Raw genomic sequence first — 22,602 nt, 5'->3', positions numbered from 1 at the left:
GTCCTCACCTCGATCCTGTGCGAGGCGCTGATGGTGGCACTTGGCATCGGCGTCAAGGTCGCCACCCTGCCGGTCATCGCGCTGGGGGTGGGGATCGGCATCGACTATGCGCTGTATCTGCTCAGCATGCAGCTCAAATACCAGCGGGAAGGGCTACCGCTGGGCGAGGCGTACCAGAAGGCGGTGCAGTTCACCGGCAAGGTCGTTGGGCTCGTTGGGATCACCCTGGCCGGCGGGGTCATCACCTGGTCCCTGTCGCCGATCAAGTTCCAGGCCGACATGGGAATCCTCCTGACCTTTATGTTCCTCTGGAACATGATCGGGGCACTCATCCTCATCCCGGCCCTCTCACACTTCTTTCTCAGGAATGTCCATGACGAGGTGGAGGTGACCGTAGCGGAGACCGTTGCTGAACCGGCACAGGCTGCTTAGCAGCTGTTCCGGATGAAAACCGTAATGCGGCCCAAAGAACCCGAGAGCGGAGATACCCATGAATAACGGCAAAACAATCCTGATCGTCAATCCCGGCTCAACGTCAACCAAAATCGGCATCTTTTCCGACGGGGAAATGAAGGTAAATGAATCGGTCAAGCATGACGACGCGGAGTTGAGGAAGTTCCCGACCATCTGGGATCAATACGATTTCAGAAGAAATGCAATTTTCAAGGTCCTCAAAGACAACGATCTCTCCATGGGGGAGATGGATGCCATAGCCTGCCGCGGCGGCAACGTCAAACCGCTTCCCGGCGGCATCTACAGGATATGTCCCAAGATGATCAAGGACATGAAGAGCGGCATCTACGGCGGTCACCCGATCAACGTCGGGGGGCTGGTGGCCTTTGATCTGGGAAACCAGTTCAACATCCCGGTCCTGACCGCTGACCCACCCATGACCGATGAGCTCTGCAGTTCGGCCCGGTATGCCGGGATACCACAGATCACCAGGCAGAGCAGCTTCCACGCCCTGAACCAGAAGGCCACGGCCCGCAAGATTGCGGCTGAACTGGGCAGGAAATACGACGAGGTCAACCTGATCGTCACCCACCTGGGGGGCGGCATCTCGGTGGGCGCCCACCGGAAGGGGAAGATCATCGATGTCAACAACGCCCTGGACGGCGACGGTCCCTTTTCGCCGGAACGGGCCGGGAGCCTTCCGGCCGGAGACCTGGTGAAGCTCTGCTTCAGCGGCGAGTACAGCAAGGCCGAGGTGCTGAAGCTGTTGACCGGTGGCGGTGGATTATACGCCTACCTGAGCACGACCAATGTCATCGAGATCGAGAAACGGATCGCGGACGGGGACCAGCAGGCGGCAGAGGTGTTCGAGGCGATGATCTATCAGGTGGCCAAGGAGATCGGCGCCTGCGCGGCAGTGCTCGAAGGAGAGGTGGACGCCATTGCCCTGACCGGAAGCCTTGTCTATTCCCAGCGGCTCCTGGACAGCCTGAAGAAAAAGATTTCGTTTATCGCGCCGGTGTACCTGAATCCGGGCGAGAACGAGATGGAAGCGTTGGCCGATGCGGCCATGCGCTACTTCAACAAGGAAGAAGAGTTGTCAATTTACCGGGGCACAGAAGACGAAGCGGACGAGGCACGCTGCACCGCGGCGTGAATCCACACAAATACCAACAAAAGGAGACGGTCACATGGGACGACTTACGGGAAAAGTAGCGATCATCACGGGCGGTGCACAGGGTATCGGCGCGGCATATGCGGTAGGACTGGCCAAGGAAGGGGCCAGGATCGTCATTGCCGACGTGCTGGACGGCCAGAAGGCGGTTGAGGCGGTCAAGGCAGCCGGCAGCGACGCGATCTACGTCAAGACCGACGTCAGCAGCCAGGCGCAGTGCGATGCCATGGCCAAGGCAGCGGTGGACATGTTCGGCTCCATCGACATCCTGCTCAACAATGCCGCCATCTTCGGCAGCATCGTGCTGAAGCCGTTCATGGAGTGCAGTTCCGAAGAATTCATGAAAGTGCTGGAAATCAACGTCCTGGGCCAGTTCCACTGCATGAAGGCGGTCTTCCCCCATATGAAGGCCAAGGGGGGAAAAATCATCAATATCGGCTCCTCCTCGATCAACGAGGGGGTTCCTGGCATGCCGCACTACGTGGCCTCCAAGGGGGCCATCATGGCGCTGACCCGTTCCATGGCGCGGGAGATGGGGGATTTCAAGATCAACGTGAACACCATCGCCCCCGGCTTCACCCATTCAGACGGCGGCAACAACTTCGACAAGATCAAGCAGCTGGATCTGCCCCCCCTGGAAGAGCTGCAGCTCCAGGCCCGCTGCATCAAGCGGGAGGCGGTGCCGGAGGACCTGATCGGCCTGGCCCTGTTCCTCGCCACCGACGACAGCGCCTTCATCACCGGGCAGATGATTGTCCACGACGGTGGCTTGTCGTTCCACTGACATTCTGTCCGAGAAGAGCGTTTTTTTCGGATTGAAAACTATCTAACCAATGCCTCCGAGCCTCGCAGCCTAAAGGGAGCAATCCCCATGGCTGCCGGCCATTGGGTTCCGTCGGAAACGGCGGGACCTCCCTTTTGAAAAGGAGACCAGAATCCGGCGTTTAACCGAACAAAACCAGTTAAACACGGAGACACAGAGGTCACGGAGAGAACCAACCAACATAGTGAAAAGTCTAAGTGCTTGCTCTGTGTTCTCTGTGCCTCTGTGTTTCAATTGCCTGTTTTCAGGTTCAACTGAAAGGGAGAAGGAAACCATGGACAAGATACTGCGTGTGAATATGTCGGACCTGAGCACCCGTACCGAAGGGGTGCCAAAGGAATGGGCCGGACTCGGCGGCCGGGCGCTCACCTCCACCATTGTTGCCAAGGAGGTCATTCCCACCTGTCACCCCTTAGGTGACAACAACCGGCTGGTCTTTGCACCCGGCATGCTGAGTGGCACCGCCGCCGCCAACACCGGCCGTTTTTCCGCCGGCGCCAAGAGCCCGCTGACCGGCACCATCAAGGAAAGCAACGCCGGCGGTCTCGCGGCCCAGCAGTTCGCCCGCCTCGGCATCAAGGCGCTGATCATCGAAGGGCTGCCAAAAGAAGAGAAGTGGTACTCCCTCCACGTCAATCAGGACGGGGCATCGATCGCCGAGGAGACCGAGCTGATCGGGAAGGGAAACTTTGCCGTCGTGGACACCCTGGAGGCACGGCTCGGCAAGAAGACCGGCGTCATTACCATCGGCCCGGCCGGTGAGATGCGGATGCTCAGCGCCAACATCTCCGTCAAGGATTCCGACAGCAAGCTCCGCAGCCACGGCCGCGGCGGTCTGGGCGCGGTGATGGGCTCGAAACGGATCAAGTTCATCTCCATTGACGACTCCAAGGCCCCCGCCGTCCCGCTGTTCGATGCCGAAAAGTTCAAGACCGCGGCCCGTGCCTTTGCCAAGGCAGTCATCGAGCACCCGGCCACCGGCGAGGGGTTGCCGACCTACGGCACGGCGGAAATGGTGAACATCGTCAATGCCGCCGGCGGCCTGCCGACCCGCAACTTTACTTTTGGCCAGTTCGAGAAGCATGAAGAGATCTCGGGCGAGACCCTGCGGGAAACGATCATCGCCCGGGGCGGCAAGCCCAAGCACGGCTGCCAGCCGGGCTGCATCATCCAGTGCTCCCAGGTCTACCACGACAAGGATGGCAACTACGTCACCTCCGGCTTCGAATACGAAACCATCGAGATCCTCGGGGCCAACGCCTGCATCGGCAACCTGGACGACATAGCCGCTGCCGACTACATCATGGACGACATCGGGGTCGATTCCATCGAGACCTCGGTTGCCTTTGGCGTGGCCATGGAAGGGGGCGTGCTCCCCTTCGGCGACGGCAAGGGGGTGCTGCGCATCCTCAAGGAAGATGTCGGCGCCGGCACGCCGCTGGGCCGGATCATCGGCAACGGCGCCGGCCACGTCGGCAGGACCTTCGGCGTCACCCGGGTGCCAGTGGTCAAGAACCAGGCCATCCCTGCCTACGATCCCCGCTCGATCAAGGGGATCGGCATCACTTACGCCACCAGCACCATGGGCGCCGACCACACCTCAGGCTACGCGGTCGGCACCAACCTGATGGGGGTTGGCGGCGGAGTGGTCGATCCGCTCAAGAAGGACGGCCAGGTGGAGCTGTCCCGGCACCTCCAGATCATCACGGTCATGCTCGACACCCTCGGGCTCTGTCTCTTTGTCGGGTTCCCGGCAGCGGACATGCCCACCTGCGTGCCGGCCCTGATGGACATGCTCAACGCCCGCTTCGGCACCGAACTTACCCCGGAGTGGATCGGCGGCCTCGGCGTCAACACCCTCAAGACCGAGCGGGCCTTCAATATCGCGGCCGGTTTCACCAACAAGGACGACCGCCTGCCCGAATTCTTCAGAGAACCGGTGGCACCGCACAATGCGGTCTGGGACTTCACCGATGAGGAAATAGATGCATTCTGGGATTTCTGACCGTCTCCTTTCGTGCGCATCTCCCCGTCCATTGAGATCAGTGGCCGGGGGAGATGAAGTCGAACTGATGAGAGGAACACGCTATGAAGCTTACCATCCAGCTGTTTGCCACCTTCAGGAATGGCCGCTTCAAGGAAGAACAGAAAGAATTTGCAGACGGTATCACCCTTGGGCAGGTAGTTGCCGAACTCGGCATCGCCGAAACCGAGGTCGGCATGGCGCTTGTCAACGGGCGGCATGCCTCCATGGGGCACGAATTGGACGATGGGCATCTCCTCGCCCTCTTCCCGCTCCTCGGCGGAGGTTGATGACCGGCAGTCTGCTTCACACCGCAGGTAACATGGATCTGAAAAGGGAGGTACCAGATGTTCGGAATAGGCATGCCGGAACTGATCGTTATCCTGGTCATCATGCTGGTTGTCGTTGGGCCGACAAAGCTCCCCCAGCTCGGCGCATCACTGGGAGGCGCCATCAGGGGGTTCAGGAAAGCAGCGACTGAAGAACCGGTCGTGATCGATCAGAAGCAAGAGCGCACGGAGCACTAAACCATAACGAGGTGAAACATGGAACAGGTCGAAAAGCACACCGGCTACCGGTGGCTGGTATTGTTGGCTGGGTGCATGGCTATTTGTTCGATATACGTGGACATGATCGCCTATGCTCCCATACTGGGTGAGGTCGCCGGCAAGCTGAAAATTGAGCTGGGTGCCGCCACCAATCTCATGATGGGCTTTGTACTGTCAGTCGCATGCGTGCTGATCTGGGGCGGAGTCGTCTGCGACAAATTCGGCATAACAGTGGCCATGGTTCTGGGCCTGCTCTGTTCGACCGTGCCCACGGCACTCATCCCATTGATTGGCGGCAACTTTACCGCTGTCATGCTGGCCCGCCTGGTGCAAGGGGCGTCGGTCGGGTTCGTATTCGCAACAATCGGTCCGATTCTGGCCCTCTGGTTCCCTCCCAAGGAACACGGGATGGCCAGTGGCCTGCTGATCGGCTCAATCTCCCTTGGCTGTGCACTCGGCGTTTTCGCATCGCCGGCCATCCTTGCCATGACGGGCGGTTGGGAAAAAACCGTCTTTATCCTGGGGACCCCGGGTTGGGTGGCAATCCTGCTCGTCATGGTGATAACCAGAAAGAGCCCGCCGAATCTCGGCATAGCACAAGCCCAGTCTCCATCCGCCCCGCCCCGGGATGAAATGAGTTTCGTGGGTGCCCTCGCCTGCCCCATTACCTGGTTGGGCTCCCTCATTGTCTTCTGCAACGCCTGGGCGATGTACTGTCTTTACAACCTGGTTCCCCCCTACCTGGCAGCCAATCCACCGATGGGACTCGGACTCGGAGCGGCGATGTCGGGAAAATTGTCCATTGCCGTAACAATCATCGGACTCTTTGCCACGATATTCGGCGGCATCTTCTTTGACAAGGTCGCCAAAGGGAATTCCAGAGTAGCTGCCATCATCGGCTTCCTGATCTCCGCCTGCGTCATTGTCATCCTGTTGCCGATGGTATCGCAAAGCATTGGCGTCCTGGCACTCTGTCTCTTGATTTCGGGATGGGGGATTCCGTTCATGGGCCCATCCCTCAGCGCCTTCATCGCCATGAATTATCCTCCCAGCATTGTCGGGAGAATGATCGGCTGGTGGTTCGGGTTCGGCACGTTTGGCGGCGCTGCCGGGCTGTATCTGGGGGGGATGTCCATCAGCAAGTCAGGGAACTTTTATCTGGCAATCGGCATGATTTCCATTGCCTCGATAGTCGGCGTATTATTGTCACTGTTTTTGAAGAGCAACCGGAAGCTGCCCGTTGCGTGTTAGCGGTCGAGTGCAAGGCATGAATCTATCGGATAAACCACCGGCCATACCGGTGGTTTATTTTTGAATTTGTTATTGACTTCTATGGACAATAACGTTACCTTGTGTGCAAGAGATCGACACAGATGATATCATTCCGTGAAAATATAGTATTTTTGGTTGCCAAGGCCCACCAGCGGTCCCAGGGCGTCCTGAAAGGACACCTTCAGCCGTTCGGGTTGACCCCGATGCAGTGCCTGTTCATGGAATCCCTCTGGGAAGAGGACGGGCTGTCGGTTGGTGAGATCGGGCGGCGGATTGCCCTGGATACGGCCACCCTGGCAGGGATTCTGGATCGGATGGTTACCGCCGGCTGGGTCCGGCGCGAGCCCGACCCGTTGGATGGGCGGGTTGCCCGGGTGTATCTGACGGAAAAGGCTCAGGCAGCCATCACCGACCTGGCGGCGGTCATCGAACGGACCAACAACGAACTGCTGACCAATCTGCACGTGGAAGAAAAACTGCTGTTCAAGCGTTTTTTGCGGGATATCAAGGATTGAACGGCTCTCCTATTTTTTTTGGCATTTAAATTGTATGCAAGATATTGTCAAGCAGTAAAACGTCATTGGTTATCAACAACAGAAGGAGATAAACCATGTACATGCCCGATTATGAGTATCACACCCCGGGAACTTTGGCAGAGGCCTGTGCGCTTCTGGGCGAGCTGGGGGGAAAGGTTACGGTCCTGGCAGGGGGGTCGGACGTGCTTCACAAGATGAAGATCGGAAACCTTGTTCCCGACCATCTCGTGTCGCTGAAAAACCTGAAAGAACTGCGGGAGATCCGCTACGAGCAGGGACGGGGAGTGGTGATAGGCGCCCTGGTAACCCACGACGGGATCTACCGGTCGCAACTTCTTCAGAAGCACTTTCTTTCGCTCCCCATGGCAGCGCACACCATGGCCAACACGCAGGTCACCAACATCGGGACCATTGGCGGCAACATTGTCAACGGCTCGCCGCTGGCAGACCTCCCCCCCATCCTGATCGCCCTCGGCGCCTCGGTGAAACTGGTGGGAAGAAGCGGTGAAAGGGTTCTTCCCCTTGAGGAGTTCATCGTCGGTCCGGGAAAAACGGTCATCGCACAGGACGAGATCCTGACCGAGATATCCATCCCCGACCAGCCGACCACCGGAAGCACTTACAATAAGTTCGGTCTGCGCAAATCCGGCGCCCTTGCCGTGGTCAGCGTTGCCACGGCAGTGACCGTTAAGGACGGGACCATTTCTGATGCCCGCATTGTCCTAGGCGCCGTCGCTCCGGTGCCGCTACGCGCCAAAAGCGCCGAAGCGTCGCTTAAGGGGAAAAAGGTTTCCGATGAGGCGATCGAGGAAGCGGCCGCCGCCGCGGCCGCCGACAGCCGACCGATATCGGATCTCAGGGGTTCGGCAGAATATCGGCGCGAGCTGGTTCGGGTGTTCACGAAACGCGCTCTCCGCAAAGCCATCGACGAAGGTCACGTGTAAGGAGGTAGGAGATGTCTAACGTTATAACTGATAAAGACGGGGTGAAGCGCTATCTTATCACCCTACAGGTAAACGGCGATGAGCACACCATCTTGGTCAAGGGGAATACCACCCTGACCAACGCGCTGCGCGACCAGCTCGACCTCACCGGTACGAAAAGGGGTTGCGAGCTGGGGGATTGCGGTTCCTGCACGGTCCTTTTTGACGGCAGGCCGATCAACTCCTGCATGAAGCTGGCGGTCGAGGCCGAAGGGCACGAGATCGTCACCATTGAGGGTGTCGCCGCCAACGGTGAACTCGACGCGATACAGCAGTCGATGATCAACCACGCCGCTGTCCAGTGCGGATACTGCACCCCGGGAATGGTGCTCTCGGCCAAGGCGCTTTTGACCCGCAACCCCCACCCCACCGAGCCTGAGGTGCGCGAGGCAATAGCAGGGAATCTCTGCCGCTGCACCGGCTACGTCCATATCGTGGAGGCGGTCCTTGCGGCATCCCGCGGCGTACTTGCCCCGGACGACGGGGCGCACGCCACTGCAGGAGGTGCGAAATGAGCAAGAACTATAACGTCATAGGCCATAGCAAACCGAAGATCGACGGACCCGAGAAGGTGAGCGGTGCCGCCAAATATACGGGGGACCTGAAATTTCCGAACATGCTCCACGGAAAGATCCTGACCAGCCCCCACGCCCATGCCCGCATCCTCTCCATCGACACCTCGGAGGCGGAGAAGCTCCCCGGGGTGAAGGCGGTCATCACCCACAAGGACGTGCCGACCCTGAAATACGGCCTGAGCCCGGCGCGGTGGGACGAGAACATCTTCTGCAGCGAAAAGACCCGCTTCGTCGGCGACAAGGTGGCCGCGGTCGCCTGCCTCGACGAGGAGACCTGCTACAAAGCGCTGAAGCTCATCAAGGTGGAGTATGAAGTGCTCCCGGCGGTCCTGGATTTCCTTACCGCCATGGACGAGGGGCAGCCCCTGGTTCACGAGGAGTATGCGCGCAACATCAACACCGAGATCCACCAGGAATTCGGCGACGTGGCCAAGGCCTTTGCCGAAGCGCATCATGTCCGTACCGACACCTTCATCGGCCAGCGCACCTACCAGTGCCCGATAGAGCCGCACTCCGCCATCTCCATGTGGGACGCTGGGAAGCTCACCGTCTACTCGAGCACCCAGTCCCCCCACTACTTCCAGCATTATATCGCCCGGGAGTTCGGCATGGACATAGGCGACGTCCGCGTGCTCAAGACCTTCGTCGGGGGCGGTTTCGGCGGCAAGCTGGAGCCGACCGGCCTGGAATTCGCCGGGGCGGTCCTGGCCAAGATCACCAGCCGTCCGGTGCGGATGTTCTACGACCGCGCCGAGATGTTCGCCCATAACCGCGGGCGTCACGCACAGCAGATGGAGATCACCACCGGCGTCGACAAGGACGGCAAGATCCTCGGGGCCTATGCCAACTTCAAGATGGACGGCGGCGCCTATACCAGCCTGGGGATTGCCAGCGCCTACTACGCCGGTGCGCTCCTCCCCATGACCTACGAGTTTGACAACTTCAAGTTCGACATGTACCGTGTCTACACTAACCTCCCCGCCTGCGGCGCCCAGCGCGGGCACGGCGCTCCCCAGCCCAAGTACGCCTTCGAGAGCCACCTGGACAACGTCGCCAAGGACCTGGGGATCGATCCCATGGATATCCGTATCCGCAACGCCCGGCGACCCGATACCGTCACCCCCAACGATTTCAAGATCAATTCCTGCCATATGAAGGAGTGTCTGGAGCGTGCGCGGGAGATATCGGGGTGGGATGAGAAGAAGAAAAACAAGATACCGGGGCGCGGTATCGGGGTTTCCACCGGAAGCTTCGTAACCGGCGCAGGTTATCCGATCTATCGTACCGACCTTCCGCATGCGTCGGCCTTTATCAGGGTCAACGAAGACGGCACCGCGGCCACCCTCTACACCGGGTCGGTCGATATCGGTCAGGGTTCCGATACGGTGCTCTGCCAGATGGCTGCCGAGGCGATGGGGTACCGCTACGAGCAGATGAAGATCGTCGCCGCCGACACGGAGACCACTCCGCTCGATTTCGGCGCCTACGCCAGCCGCCAGACCTACATGTCCGGCACTGCCGTCAAGCTCGCCGGTGAGGAGGTAAAGAAGCAGATCCTCGAAATGGCCTCCTTCATGCTCTCCCTCCCCCCCGAGGACTTGGACTGCGAGGACGGCATCATATTCTCCAAGTCCCGCGACGACAAATCCATCACCTTCCAGGAGGCGGCGCGCAAACACTTCGTCCTCAGAGGCCCCCTTATGGGCAAGGGCGTCTACACCCCCCCCAAGCTGGGTGGCACCTTCAAAGGGGCTGCGGTCGGCACCTCTCCGGCTTACAGCTTCGGCGCCCAGATCGGGGAAGTGCAGATCGATGCGGAAACCGGTGAAATTTCGGTGCTCGGCATCTGGGACGTACACGACTGCGGCAAGGTGATCAACCCGCGTCTGCTGCACGGTCAGGTGCACGGCGCCCTGTTCATGGGGATGGGTGAATCCGTCTGGGAAGAGGTGCTCTTCGACGACAAGGGAAAAATCATCAACGCCGAACTGGCCAACTACAAGATGCTGACCGCTATGGATATGCCTCCCATTGAGTCCGAGGTGATCGATAGCTACGAGCCCACCGGCCCCTGGGGAGCCAAGGAGGTTGGCGAGGGATCAACCAACCCGACCCTGGGGATGTTCAGTAACGCCATCTTCGACGCCATGGGGGTACGGGTGAACAGCCTGCCTCTCACCTACGAAAAGGTCTGGCGGGCGCTCAAGGAAAAGCGTGAGCGGGAGGCTGCAGAAAAGGCTTAGCAGTGACAGAGCCCCGGCCCTTGAGGGGGTCGGGGCTTTTCTGATATACAAGGAGCTTGGAAACTATGTGGGACTGGATCAGCAAACTCGATGAACTACGGCGACAGAATCAGCTGGCCGTGCTGGTGACGGTCATCAAAAGTACCGGTTCGACCCCGCGCAAGCACGGGGCCAAGATGATCGTCCTGCCGGACGGCACCTTTTTCGGCACGGTCGGCGGCGGGGTGCCGGAGTACTACGCCCTGGAGGATGCCCGCAAATGCTTCGACGAGATGCAAGGCGCCAGTTCAAAAGTTCCGTTGCAGCAGCGAGGGGAGTTCCCCGCCTGCGGCGGGACCATGGAGTTCTATATGGAGCTGATCAACGACACCCCCTGCCTCTATCTCTTCGGCGCCGGACATATCGGCCAGTCACTCTGCCAGGTGCTGGACGGGACCCCCTTCCGCATCCATCTGATCGACGAGCGCGATGAATGGATCAACGGTGCGGCCATTCCGGAGAGCGTCATCCGCCACCACAGCCACTGGAGCGATTTTATCCAGAACGCCGCCTGGTGCGACAAGCGGACCTTTGTCACCATCCTCACCTACAACGGCTCAGTCGACCAGCAGGTCCTGGAGGAAGTCCTCCCCCACCCGGCACGATTTGTCGGCATGATCGGCAGCAAGTCCAAATGGGCCGGGGTCCGGAACAACCTGGACGGCAAAGGGCTGGATCTCTCCAAAGTTCACTGCCCCGTCGGCCACGACAATGGCGGCAAGTCCCCGCGGGAGATCGCCATCAGCATCGCCAGCCAGCTCCTTGCCACCTATAACGGGCGTGAGTAACTAACGATGAGAGCTCTGAAGGATCGCGTCATCATCATCAGGGGAGCAGGAGAAATGGCCACCGGCGTGGCCTGTCGACTCTTTCGCGCCAACTTCCGGCGCATCCTCATGCTCGAAACCCCTTCCCCCTTGGCGGTCCGAAGGCGTGTCTCCTTCTGCGAGGCGGTTCACGAACAGACTGTGTCCGTGGAGGGGATCGAAGCGGTCAAGGTAAGTAACGAGCGAGAACTACAGCAAGCCTGGGCAACGGGACAAATCGCCGTTACGGTAGACCCGAAGGGGGAAAGCATCGCCCACTACCGGCCGGACCTGCTTATCGATGCCACCCTGGCCAAACGCAACCTCGGCATCTCCAAGGACGATGCCCCGCTGGTGATTGCGCTCGGCCCCGGTTTCTCGGCCGGCAGGGACTGTCACGTGGTGATCGAGACCAACCGCGGGCACGATCTCGGCCGCCTGATCAGAACCGGCACGGCCGAGGCGGACACCGGCATTCCCGGTGACATTGCCGGCTACACGGCGGAGCGGGTCCTTCGCGCCCCTGCCGCTGGCCTCTTCACCACGGAGAAGGAGATCGGCGACCCGGTTCGCAAGGGAGAGGTCATCGGCACGGTCGGCAGCGCCGAGGCGACCGCGCAGATCGGCGGCATCCTGCGCGGCCTGATCAGGCCCGGCTCCGAGGTCAAAAAAGGGCTGAAGATCGGGGATGTCGACCCGCGGGGCATCGCTGGCTATTGCGACACCATCTCGGAAAAGGCCAGGTCCCTGGGTGGGGCGGTGCTGGAGGCGATCCTGGCCGAGTACAACGTGTAAGTAGTTTGCTTCAAACGAAAAGGGTCGGTGCTTTTTTGAGCCGATATCGTTGCAGGCTCACGAATGTTCGTTTTCGCTTATCTTTTGCCACGTCCGTAGCTTATCCCGAGCTTTCTCATGCGACCCCGCAGTGTGTTGGCGTTGATCTTGAGGAGTTCCGCCGCGCCACCGGGGCCGTTAATCCTGCCATTGGCAATTTTCAGTACCCTGCTGATGTGAGAGGCCATAGCTTCGTCTAGCGCAAGGGGGAGTTCAAATGCCCCAGCGCCCTGCCCCGGTCCGGCCTTTCCTACAGCCTCGGCATGCAACGTATCGAACATCAGTTGCCCCCCCCGGTTCCGTATGATCTCCCTTTCCACCAGGTTTTCCATTTCACGGACGTTTCCCGGCCAACTATAGTTCATGAGCCGATCCAACGCACCGGGTGCGATGCCGGGCGGAACGGCTATCCCCATCTCCCGGCTTTTATGGGCGATAAAGTGTCTAACAAGCGGGGGAATATCTTCTTTCCTCTGCCGCAGGGGGGGCAGGATTATGGGAAAGACGTTCAACCGGAACCAGAGGTCTTCCCTGAACCGGTTTTCCGAAACCATCCCTTCCAGGTTGCGGTGCGTTGCGGCAATCACCCGGATATCTACGGAGATCGGTTTATTCCCCCCTACCCGTTCGACTTCACGGTTCTGGAGAACGCGCAGAAGCCGTACCTGGGCCTGAGGAGGGAGTTCCCCGATTTCGTCAAGGAAGATGGTCCCACCATCGGCCCGTTCGAAACGACCACGTTTTTCAGCAGTCGCGCCGGTGAACGCCCCTCTTTCGTGACCGAAAAGTTCAGAGTCAATCAGTTCTATCGGAATGGCGCCGCAATTGACCTTGATGAAAGGACCATCCTTACGCGGCGAGGCAAAATGAATCGCATTGGCGATCAACTCCTTGCCCGTTCCGGTCTCTCCCATGAGCAGCACGGTGTTGTTCAACGACGCTATCTGCCGAACCATCTCCATCACATTCCGCATCCCTGAATTCCCGCCAACGATCTCGTCTCCTGCCTGTGCCAGCAGTTCCTTTTTAAGATAGCGGTTGTCGTCGATGAGGGTGTCCCGGTACTTCACCACGGATTGATGCGCCAGGGCGTTTGCCAGGGCGATGGCAAACGGTTCCGAGACGGTCGCCAAAAGATCGATATGTTCGGATGAATATCTCCCGTCCCCCCGCGCCCGCAGGACCAATAACCCGATCACCTCTCCTTCGATCTGAAGCGGTAGCACGAGGTCGGAATTGCCCGAAAACTTGAGCATCGGATCGATAGCGCGAATGTAGTTCTTCCGATCGCTGGGCAGGACGATAAATGGCTTGCGCTTTTTCCGGAGCCATTCCCAAAGCCCTTCGGGTACCGGGACTATCTCTTCATGGGCCGTCTCCTCAACCGTAACGACGTGAGCTATCCTTCGTATTGCTCCCAGGTTCTGGTCCAGTATGTCGAGATAGATGTCATCCATGGGAAAAAAGTCCCGCAGGTAGACAAACGCATTTCTGAGAGCGGTCTCCAGGTTGAGGCTGCTGCATATTCTGCGTGTTACTTCCCGAAAAAACTCATCACGATTTACGATCATGGCGGTCCTCTCCTTCGGGCAATTATCATATTTGTCAACTTGTATACCTATTTATCAAATACATCAACAGCATACTGAGGTATTTGGTAACCAAACAAGCCCATCTACGTAACCAGCTTATTTAACAACACTTTTATATTGGCACAGAAAGAGCATTAATGAGGCCAGTGGCGTAAAACAGCGTTCGCTGTATTGGTGAGGATTAAGGCTCAAAAGGTAATCCTGAGTGTGATGGAGTCTTCTCTTACTTGCAAAGGAACTGCATACATTGCGGATTAGTTGGCATCGTTAGTCGGATACAAATACACCGAACATTGTTTGACCTGGAGATAACACAGCAACCGCGGCTCTTTGCTGCGAAAGGAGAGCTTGATGTTAGATCAACTGATTCACCTGAAAGTAAACGGTACGCTTCACACGGTGGCAGTGCCTCCGCACCGGACGCTTCTGGAGGTGCTCAGGGAGCAGTTGGGGTATACCGGAACCAAAAGAGCCTGTCGCGTTGGGGATTGCGGTGCATGCACGGTCATCATCGATGGCAAGGCGGTTCTGTCCTGCCTGACCCTGGCAGTGGAGGTCCAGGAAAAGGAGATCCTGACCATCGAGGCGCTGGGTGACGGCGACCGCCCCGACCCCCTCCAGCAGAGCTTTGTCGATTGCGGCGCCGTTCAGTGCGGGTTCTGTACGCCCGGGATGGTTCTGTCGGCCAAGGCGCTGCTTGACGAGAACCCGCAACCGGAACGGGAAGAGGTACGCCGGGCCATAGCCGGAAATCTCTGCCGCTGTACCGGATACGCCAAGATAGTGGAAGCAATTGAGGACGCCGCAACAAAGCTGTCCTGAAAACAACACCAATTTCCATACTATAGGAGAAGGTATGTCTGATTATGCTGTGTTAGGCAAGCGGTTGCCACGAGTGGACGGACCGGTCAAAGCTGCGGGGACCGCTCGCTTTACCGATGACCTGTCGCTGCCGGGGATGCTTCACGGCAAAATATTGCGCAGTCCCCATGCCCACGCGAGGATACTGCGGATAGATACCACACGGGCGGAAAAGCATCCGGGGGTTCGTGCGGTTATCGTGGGAGAGGATTTCGGCGATTACCGTTATGGATTGAAGCCCGACACGCGGGATGAATATCCTCTTGCCAGGGGCAAGGTTCGCTACCTGGGTGAAGAGGTGGCAGCAGTGGCGGCCATAGACGAAGAAACCGCCCTGGAGGCGCTGGAACTGATCCAGGTGGATTACGAGGTCTTGCCGGCTGTGACGGACCCGGAGGAGACCCTGCGGGAAGGAGCCCCCCTCATCCACGATGACAAGCCGGGCAATATCAGTGTCCATATGAAAACCAGCTTCGGTGATGTGGACGAGGCTTTCCGGCAGGCGGATTATATCCGGGAAGACCGCTTCTATAGCCAATCCGTCTTACACGGCTTTCTGGAACCGAATGCCGCTCTCGCTCTCTGGGAGGCGCCCAACCGGATCACCATCTGGGCCTCCAAGCAGAGCCCCTACTTCCTGTATCGCAACCTGTCCAACTGTTTCAATGTGCCGCTGAGCAACGTCCGGCTCATCCAGCCGTACATCGGTGGCGGGTTTGGCGGGAAAAACGGCGGGTACCCGGTCGACTTCTGCGCGGTGATGCTCTCCAAGAAGTCGGGTCGCCCGGTAAAGATCGTGCTCACTATGGAAGAAGTTCTCTCCTCGCACCGTCGCAGGCACCCGATGATCGTCTGGCTGAAAACGGGGGTCAAAAAGGACGGTACGCTGCTCGCTCACGACTGCCGCATCATCGCCGATGGCGGCGCGGGAACGGGGGTGGGACCCAGTACGATAGCCAATGCATTCTATTTTCTGAACCTCCCCTATGTGGTCCCCAACGTTCGATTCGACGGTATCCGCGCATACACGAACCGACCCATCTCAGTGGCACAACGGGGCAACGGCATCCAGCAGATACGTTTTGCCGCAGATGTTCAGCTTGACATGATCGCTGAAGATCTCGGTCTGGACCCGGTTGAGATTCGGGAGAAAAACGGAGCCTATACCGGCTACAAGACGACAAGCGGCATGCATGTCAAGAGCTGCGGTCTGCAAGAGACCATAACCGACGCGGTCAAGGCAGCAGAGTGGGAGACGCATTACCGCCCCTGGCGGGAGAAAAAGCACGAGCCGCTCGGCCGCATCGCGACGGGGGTGGGGATTGCCTGCAATTCGTTTGAATCCGGTGCGCGCCTGACCGGCCACAACTGCTGCACGGCAGTGATCAAGGTCCATGAGGATGGAACGGTATCGCTACTGACGGGATCAACCGATTCCGGCCAAGGTTCCGAAACCGTGCTTGCCATGATCGTGGCCGAAGTTCTGGGGACGCGCCTGGAGGATGTCTTTGTTCCCCAAACCGACAGCAGTGTCACGCCGGTTGATCCGGGCAGCTTCGGCAGCAGGGTGAGTTCCACTGCCGGTAATGCCGTATTGATAGCAGCCAAGGACGCCAAACAGCAATTGCTCAAGGTTGCTGCTGAACTGCTTAAGGCAGACCCGGACACCATCGAATTTCGCGACCGCAAGGTATTCGTCAGGGAAGCTCCGGAGAGGTTGCTACGCTTTCGGGATCTTGCCCGCCAGACCGTGGCGTGGGGCTCGGGAACCACGGTCATCGGCCAGGGGAGTTGGGGACAGAGCATTCCCCCCCTTAACTTCGAAACAGGAGAGGGAGACGCGGGCGGTGCCTACAGCTTCGGCACACAGGCCGCCTGGGTCGAGGTGGATACCCGGACGGGCAAGGTGACGGTACCGCGCATGGTGGTGGCGCACGATCTCGGCTTCGCCCTGAATCCTCTTGCCGTTGAGGGCCAGCACGAAGGTTCCATTGCCGGTGGGGTCGGCCATACTATTTACGAACATTGTGTCGAGGAAAATGGGCAGAATCTGACCCCTAACCTGACGGCCTACGGTCTCCCCACCGTCTATGATCTGCCCGAGGAGATGGTCTCGCTGTCGATCGAGACCATCGATCCGGTGGGGGCATTCGGCGCCAAGGAATCAGGGGAAGGAACCCAGGTCTCCACCATTCCGGCGATCGTCAACGCTATCCACAACGCTATCGGGGTCTGGATTACCGATCTCCCCGTCACTCCCGAGAAGGTGCTCAAGGCCCTGGGGGACAAGAAGGCGCAGGCCAAGGCAACTGCGGAGGGACAGCCATGAGATTGAAAAAATTCGAGCACTTCGAGCCGAGGATGCTCTCTGAAGCCTGCCAGCTCCTGAAAGACTTTGCGGGTAAGGCGGCAGTGATTGCCGGCGGCACCGACCTCGTGGTCCGCATGAAGTACGGTGTGGCAACGCCGGAGTGCCTTATCAACCTGAAGAAAGTGGAAGGCCTCAGCAGTATCAGTTCGGTCGGCGAAAACCTGCACGTGGGAGCCCTCGCCACCCTCACCCAAGTGCGGTGCTCCGACCTGGTGCAGGAACGTTACCCGATACTCGCGGAAGCGGCCCTCGCGGTCGGGGCCGCCCAACTCCAGAACATGGGGACCATCGGCGGCAACATCTGCCTGGAACCGCGCTGCTGGTACTTCCAGCAGAGGAGCTCATGGAGGCAGGCTCGACCGAACTGTTTCAAAAACGGCGGCGACGTCTGTTACATGGCCAAAGGCAGCACGCGCTGCTACGCGCTTTACTGTGGCGATACCGCTGCCGCGCTCCTGGCCCTGGACGCTAAGGTACGGCTGGTGAGCCTTGGCGGGGAGCGCACCGTACCGATTGAGGAGTTCTTTGTCGACAACGGCATGCGCCACACTGATCTGCAGCTCGGCGAACTGCTGGCCGAGGTCATCCTCCCCGGGCCGGGAGTGGGACAATGCGGCACCTACCTCAAGTACCGAAAGCGCGGTGCCCTGGACTTTCCCATCGTCGGCGTTGCCGCGGTCATCACCAAGGAGACTGCTGCCTCGCGGTTGCGCATCGCCGTCACGGGCGTGGGCTCCTCCCCAGCGTTGGTCGTCCCCCCGGCAGATTTCCCGGCAGAAACTGGATTGACGCACGAAATGATCGACCGCATGGCTGAAATCGCACGAAAACAGGTGAAACCGGTCTCGCATATGGAGGTATCCCCCAGCTACCGCAAAGAACTGGTCGGCGTGCTGGTCAGGGACGCTCTGGAAAAGCTGGCCGGGGCATGAGATTGGCCAGCTAACAACCAAAGGAGTACGAACGCATGTCAATACCGTTCATCAGTCGTCGCGACATTGACTTCCTCCTCCACGAACTGCTCGATGTCGAACAGTTGACCGCGCATCCCTGCTACGAAGAGCACAGCAGGGAGACTTTCAAGGCTATTCTTGACGTGGCCGAGCAGATAGCCAGGGAGAAGTTCCAACCGCACAATGCCGAGGGGGACAGGAATGAACCGGTGGTGGTGGATGGGCGGGTGCGGCTCATCCCCGAGGTGAAGGAGGCGCTGCAGGCGTTTGCCGAGGCCGGTTTTTTCAGCGCTTCCCACAGTGCAGAACTCGGGGGGATACAGCTCCCCACGGTGCTCAACAACGCGGTCCTCTCTTTTTTCAGTGCCGCCAATATCGCCACTGCCAGCTATGCCCAGCTGACCATGGCCAACAGCCACCTGCTGGCGGTCCACGCATCGGCAGAACAGCAGAGGCTCTATCTGGCTCCGATGATGACCGGCCGCTTCTTCGGGACCATGGCCATGACCGAACCGCAGGCCGGCTCATCGATTTCCGATCTGATCACCACTGCCGAACCGACGCCGCAGGGGCACTACCTGATCAGAGGGAATAAGATCTTCATCTCCGGCGGCGAACATGAGATGGCAGAGAACATCGTTCACCTGGTGCTGGCACGCATCAAGGGTGCCCCGGCCGGGGTGAAAGGGATCTCGCTCTTTATCGTGCCGCGCTATCGGGTCAATCAGGACGGCAGCGTGGGCGAAGACAACGACGTGGCGCTGTCGGGACTCATTCACAAGATGGGGTGGCGGGGGACGACCTCGACAATGCTCAATTTCGGCGAAAACGGCCGATGTTTCGGCTATCTGATCGGCGAACCGAACCAGGGGCTCTCCTACATGTTTCACATGATGAACGAGGCCCGCATCAATATCGGTCAGTTTGCCACCTGCATCGGTTACGCCGGGTATCTCTATTCCCTGGACTATGCCCGCAATCGTCCCCAGGGGCGTCTCCCCTCCGACAAGGACCCGCTCTCCAGGCAGGTCATGATCATCGAGCATGCCGATATCCGCCGCATGCTGCTCATGCAGAAGGCCTACGTCGAGGGCTCCCTCGCGCTGATACTCTATGCCTCGCTTCTCGTGGACCGGCAAAAGGTAGGGGGAGATCAAGAGACCCGCAAGGCGGGACTTCTGCTCGACATCCTCACCCCGATCGTCAAGGCCTGGCCTTCCAAGTTCTGCTTCGAGGCGAATAGTCAGGCCGTTCAGATCCTCGGCGGGTACGGATACACACGCAAGTATCCGGTGGAGCAGCTGTTTCGCGATAACCGCCTCAGTCAGATACATGAAGGGACCAACGGCATTCAGAGTATCGATCTTCTGGGCCGCAAGGTCTCCATGGAAAACGGCGCAGCCTTCAAGCTGCTGATGGAAGAGATCCGCTCAACCATTGGCGAGGCGGCTGGTGATGCGTTGTTGAGAACGTGGTCCCGGGAACTGGATCAGGCAGTGCAGCAGATGCAGGGGACCACGGAGAGGTTGTTGGAGGCAAGGGAACTGGCCGGGGCCGACCTTTTCCTGGCCAATGCCTCGCTCTATCTGGAGATGCTGGGACACGTTGTCATCGCCTGGATCTGGCTGCGCCAGGCACAGGCAGCTGCCCGGCAGTGCGAAACCGCCAGTGGGGCCAACCGCGATTTTTATCGCGGCAAGCTTCAAGCCTGCTCGTTCTTCTTCAACTGGGAGTTACCCAAGGTGCACCATCAGGCAAAGATACTCGGCAGCCTCGAACCGACCTGCTACGCAATGCAGGACAGCTGGTTCTGACCAGACAAGAACGGAGGCAGTTCACCATGGCGGCAGAACAATCGACTCAACTGCTGGAACGGATCAGGCATGAAAAACTCCGGTCCAAGGTCATGACGGCCGAGGATACGGTGGCGCTTTTCGAGAACGGCATGTATCTCGGGTTCTCGGGGTTTTCCGAGGGGCACCCCAAACTGGTGCCGGCAGTGCTGGCCGATCACGTGGAAAGCAAGGGGCTTGCCGGGAAGATGCGCTTCAATGTGTACACCGGTGCGTCCATCGGCGTGATCCTTGGGCAACGAGAAGACATCAAGATTAGCCGATTGTGCTGCTGTGATACTCCTTTCATTGTTGTGTGAGGGCCGGCCGACGGGCTGGCCCTGTTTTTTTGTAGTGATAAACAGGAAGCGGCAGAAAAAGGACAAAGCGAGGTGTACGTATGCTTATCGTTGTCTGCATCAAACAATCCTGCTACCTCGGCCGGCATAACGACATTTACCAGCGTGCCCGGTCTCAACTTCTTTGATAATTGCGATGAGTTGCATTATGCTTAAATCGTGATTTTTCACCTCAATCCTGACTCGTTATTTTAATAGAATGTCTATACCCAACACATCTTAATTCATTATAAAATTACAATCTACTACTTTACCTGAAAGGTATTGATAGGACATGGCGCTTAGAAAAACAGCAAGCGATGCTGATTTAATTACAGCAAAATCAATCAGACCCGAGCATTTGGGTGAGCAGGTCCAGTTTGGGGTCTCGATACTCGATCCGGATTTACGCTATATCCATGTTAACGATCGAATGGCATCGATTGACGGCATTCCGGCAGAACAACATATTGGCAAAACGGTTAAGGAACTTGATCTGCAGGTTGCATCGGCCATCGAGCCCCTGCTTTCGCGGAAGACCATTGATGACCGGCCCTTTGTGGAGTGCAAGGTTTTTGTGCACAACACATTTCCGGGACGGCCGTCGAAAGCCGTGTCCTGGCTGATCAGCTGTCATTGTCTCAAAACAGAAGACGGAACGATGATTGGTTACTGTCTCATTGTCCATGATGTAACAGAACAGAAGGTAAATGAGGCGGAGCAGACAGAACGCCTGAAGATCGAAGCTCTGCTCCTGGATGTATCGACTACATTCATCAACGTGCCCATTAGCGACGTGGACATCAAGATAGAGCGAGGCCTGCAAAAGGTCGTCGAGTTCTTGGGATTTGATAGGAGCAGCATTTGGGAGGTGCTACCCGGACGGATGCTACTCACGCATTCCTTTGCTTTACCGACAATCAAACGGCCGCCTCTCGATATTGACGGTTTGATCCCCGTTTGGATTAATTTGCTCCGCAAAGGAGAGATTTTCAGGGTTTCCGATGTCGACGAATTGCCTGACATATATTGGCGCGAGAAAAAATTCTGTAAGGACCAAGGCGGAATCAAATCGATTTTGTTCATTCCGACCAGTTCAGGCGGAACAGTCGTGGGCACCATCGTCTTCGTTTCTTACCGGGCCAAAAGAGAATGGCCCGAAGAACTGATCCAAAGACTGCGCCTCTTGTGGGAAATTTTCGCCAATGCCTTGGAACGGAAACGGGCCGACGAGAAGATTCAGAATGCACTGGCTGAAATCCAGCGGTTAAAAGACCGCCTGGAGGCGGAAAACCTCTATCTGCGCGATCAGATCAGCATCGAATATAAGCATGATGAGATCATCGGGAAGTCCGAGGGTATTCAAAACGTTTTGTTACAGTTGGGACAGGTCGCCAAGACCGATGCCACTGTGCTTATTTTGGGTGAGACGGGAACGGGGAAGGAGCTAATAGCAAGAGCCATTCATAACCAAAGCAACCGCAAGGCCCGCGCCATGATCAAGGTGAATTGCGCAGCATTACCGGCAGCGCTTACCGAGGCTGAGCTTTTCGGATACGAAAAGGGAGCCTACACGGGGGCGGTGTCGAGTCAAATCGGCCGTTTTGAGGCTGCCAACTGCTCAACCATTTTTTTGGATGAAATTGGTGAGTTACCTCTGGAGCAGCAATCGAAGCTGCTTCGCGTGCTTCAGGAAGGGCAGTTTGAACGGTTGGGGAGTCCGAAGCCGGTTGATGTAGATGTGCGGATCATTGCGGCGACCAATCGAGACCTTGCTCAGGCCGTCAGGGAAGGGAGGTTCCGCGAAGACCTGTATTATCGTCTGAATGTCTTTCCGATTTCAGTCCCTCCTTTGCGCGAGCGTCGGGAGGATATCCCGTTTCTTGTCTGGGCAATGATCGAGGAGTTCAGTCAGACCTTCGGTAAGGCGATAGAGCGTATCCCCAAAAAAAACATGGCTGCCATGGAGCGCTACCTTTGGCCCGGCAATATCAGGGAGCTACGGAATCTGGTTGAAAGGGCCATGATCCTTAGCAAAGGTACGACGCTCGTTGTTGACGTGCCGGACGGTTCCGGCACAACTGCCGCCCCCCCCATGACCATCGAAAGCCTGGAACGAAGCCATATCACCTCAGTGCTGGATAAAACAGGGTGGCGCATTCGTGGAAAAAACGGAGCAGCTGAAATCCTCGGGATGAAACCGACGACACTTCACGCGAGAATCAAAAAGTTAGGAATCAGGAGGAGCAACGCTCAATCTTAAGAGATAACGTGCCAGGAAACATAAAGCTCCTGCCTCCTAGACACAAACACGTATCCCCCCCGTCCAAATGATAATTCAACAGC

The 22,602-nt window shown here is 58.2% G+C and carries 20 protein-coding genes and 1 riboswitch; of the genes, 19 read left to right on the top strand and 1 reads right to left on the bottom strand.

What is annotated here, in order from left to right; all coding sequences use genetic code 11:
- From JN12_RS17690 to yqeB, 13 genes are all read left to right on the top strand, one after another.
- On the top strand, positions 1 to 432 hold a 432-nt coding region (locus JN12_RS17690; protein WP_145025224.1), incomplete at its 5' end, for an MMPL family transporter.
- Positions 433 to 490: 58 nt separating this feature from the next.
- Positions 491 to 1,609 carry a butyrate kinase gene (gene buk, locus JN12_RS17685; RefSeq protein WP_145025222.1) on the top strand — a complete coding sequence of 373 codons (1,119 nt, stop codon included), beginning with the start codon at positions 491 to 493 and terminating at the stop codon, positions 1,607 to 1,609.
- A 34-nt stretch (positions 1,610 to 1,643) separates the two neighbouring features.
- On the top strand, positions 1,644 to 2,411 hold the full coding sequence (locus JN12_RS17680; protein WP_145025220.1) for an SDR family NAD(P)-dependent oxidoreductase: 768 nt from the start codon (positions 1,644 to 1,646) through the stop codon (positions 2,409 to 2,411).
- A 41-nt stretch (positions 2,412 to 2,452) separates the two neighbouring features.
- A riboswitch (molybdenum cofactor riboswitch) is annotated at positions 2,453 to 2,572 on the top strand.
- A gap of 152 nt (positions 2,573 to 2,724) precedes the next feature.
- A complete protein-coding gene (locus JN12_RS17675) occupies positions 2,725 to 4,455 on the top strand; it encodes an aldehyde ferredoxin oxidoreductase C-terminal domain-containing protein (RefSeq protein WP_145025218.1) in 1,731 nt (576 codons plus the stop codon).
- An 83-nt stretch (positions 4,456 to 4,538) separates the two neighbouring features.
- Positions 4,539 to 4,763 carry a MoaD/ThiS family protein gene (locus tag JN12_RS17670; protein WP_145025216.1) on the top strand — a complete coding sequence of 75 codons (225 nt, stop codon included), beginning with the start codon at positions 4,539 to 4,541 and terminating at the stop codon, positions 4,761 to 4,763.
- Positions 4,764 to 4,820: 57 nt separating this feature from the next.
- Positions 4,821 to 5,000, top strand: coding sequence for a twin-arginine translocase TatA/TatE family subunit (gene tatA / locus JN12_RS17665; protein ID WP_145025214.1), 180 nt, complete (start codon positions 4,821 to 4,823; stop codon positions 4,998 to 5,000).
- An 18-nt stretch (positions 5,001 to 5,018) separates the two neighbouring features.
- Complete coding sequence (locus JN12_RS17660) at positions 5,019 to 6,272, top strand: MFS transporter (protein ID WP_145025212.1); 1,254 nt, start codon at positions 5,019 to 5,021, stop codon at positions 6,270 to 6,272.
- A 122-nt stretch (positions 6,273 to 6,394) separates the two neighbouring features.
- Entirely contained in the window at positions 6,395 to 6,808 is a 414-nt protein-coding gene (locus tag JN12_RS17655; protein ID WP_145025210.1) for a MarR family winged helix-turn-helix transcriptional regulator, read from the top strand.
- 95 nt (positions 6,809 to 6,903) lie between these two features.
- A complete protein-coding gene (locus JN12_RS17650; protein ID WP_145025208.1) occupies positions 6,904 to 7,773 on the top strand; it encodes an FAD binding domain-containing protein in 870 nt (289 codons plus the stop codon).
- An 11-nt stretch (positions 7,774 to 7,784) separates the two neighbouring features.
- On the top strand, positions 7,785 to 8,327 hold the full coding sequence (locus JN12_RS17645) for a (2Fe-2S)-binding protein (protein WP_145025206.1): 543 nt from the start codon (positions 7,785 to 7,787) through the stop codon (positions 8,325 to 8,327).
- Entirely contained in the window at positions 8,324 to 10,630 is a 2,307-nt protein-coding gene (gene hcrA / locus JN12_RS17640; RefSeq protein WP_145025204.1) for a 4-hydroxybenzoyl-CoA reductase subunit alpha, read from the top strand. The genes JN12_RS17645 and hcrA overlap by 4 nt, the downstream gene beginning before the upstream one ends.
- Before the next feature lie 65 nt (positions 10,631 to 10,695).
- Positions 10,696 to 11,457, top strand: coding sequence for an XdhC family protein (locus tag JN12_RS17635; protein ID WP_145025203.1), 762 nt, complete (start codon positions 10,696 to 10,698; stop codon positions 11,455 to 11,457).
- Positions 11,458 to 11,463: 6 nt separating this feature from the next.
- The gene (gene yqeB, locus JN12_RS17630; RefSeq protein WP_145025201.1) at positions 11,464 to 12,270 is read left to right on the top strand and encodes a selenium-dependent molybdenum cofactor biosynthesis protein YqeB; all 807 of its coding nucleotides are present in this window, start codon (positions 11,464 to 11,466) and stop codon (positions 12,268 to 12,270) included.
- Between the two features lie 77 nt (positions 12,271 to 12,347).
- Here yqeB and JN12_RS17625 read toward each other — a convergent pair whose 3' ends face one another.
- A complete protein-coding gene (locus JN12_RS17625; protein ID WP_145025199.1) occupies positions 12,348 to 13,880 on the bottom strand; it encodes a sigma 54-interacting transcriptional regulator in 1,533 nt (510 codons plus the stop codon).
- Between the two features lie 372 nt (positions 13,881 to 14,252).
- On the opposite strand from JN12_RS17625, the gene JN12_RS17620 reads away from it, so the two are divergent.
- The 6 genes from JN12_RS17620 (at position 14,253) to JN12_RS17595 (ending at position 22,519) form a co-directional block, all read left to right on the top strand.
- Entirely contained in the window at positions 14,253 to 14,723 is a 471-nt protein-coding gene (locus tag JN12_RS17620) for a (2Fe-2S)-binding protein (protein ID WP_145025197.1), read from the top strand.
- A 34-nt stretch (positions 14,724 to 14,757) separates the two neighbouring features.
- Complete coding sequence (locus tag JN12_RS17615) at positions 14,758 to 17,091, top strand: xanthine dehydrogenase family protein molybdopterin-binding subunit (RefSeq protein WP_145025195.1); 2,334 nt, start codon at positions 14,758 to 14,760, stop codon at positions 17,089 to 17,091.
- Entirely contained in the window at positions 17,088 to 18,065 is a 978-nt protein-coding gene (locus tag JN12_RS17610) for an FAD binding domain-containing protein (protein ID WP_145025193.1), read from the top strand. Before JN12_RS17615 ends, JN12_RS17610 begins: the two co-directional genes overlap by 4 nt.
- A 35-nt stretch (positions 18,066 to 18,100) precedes the next feature.
- Positions 18,101 to 19,900: an acyl-CoA dehydrogenase gene (locus JN12_RS17605; protein WP_145025191.1), complete on the top strand. Its 1,800-nt coding sequence runs from the start codon at positions 18,101 to 18,103 to the stop codon at positions 19,898 to 19,900.
- 26 nt (positions 19,901 to 19,926) lie between these two features.
- Positions 19,927 to 20,238: a sugar phosphate isomerase family gene (locus tag JN12_RS17600; protein ID WP_145025189.1), complete on the top strand. Its 312-nt coding sequence runs from the start codon at positions 19,927 to 19,929 to the stop codon at positions 20,236 to 20,238.
- Positions 20,239 to 20,551: 313 nt separating this feature from the next.
- A complete protein-coding gene (locus tag JN12_RS17595) occupies positions 20,552 to 22,519 on the top strand; it encodes a sigma 54-interacting transcriptional regulator (protein WP_145025187.1) in 1,968 nt (655 codons plus the stop codon).
- Positions 22,520 to 22,602 lie beyond the last annotated feature (83 nt).

Source organism: Geobacter argillaceus (genome assembly GCF_007830735.1).
GTDB lineage: Bacteria > Desulfobacterota > Desulfuromonadia > Geobacterales > DSM-12255 > Geomobilibacter > Geomobilibacter argillaceus.
The sequence above is the reverse complement of the archived record's forward strand: the minus strand, read 5'-3'. Positions and strand labels throughout refer to the sequence as shown.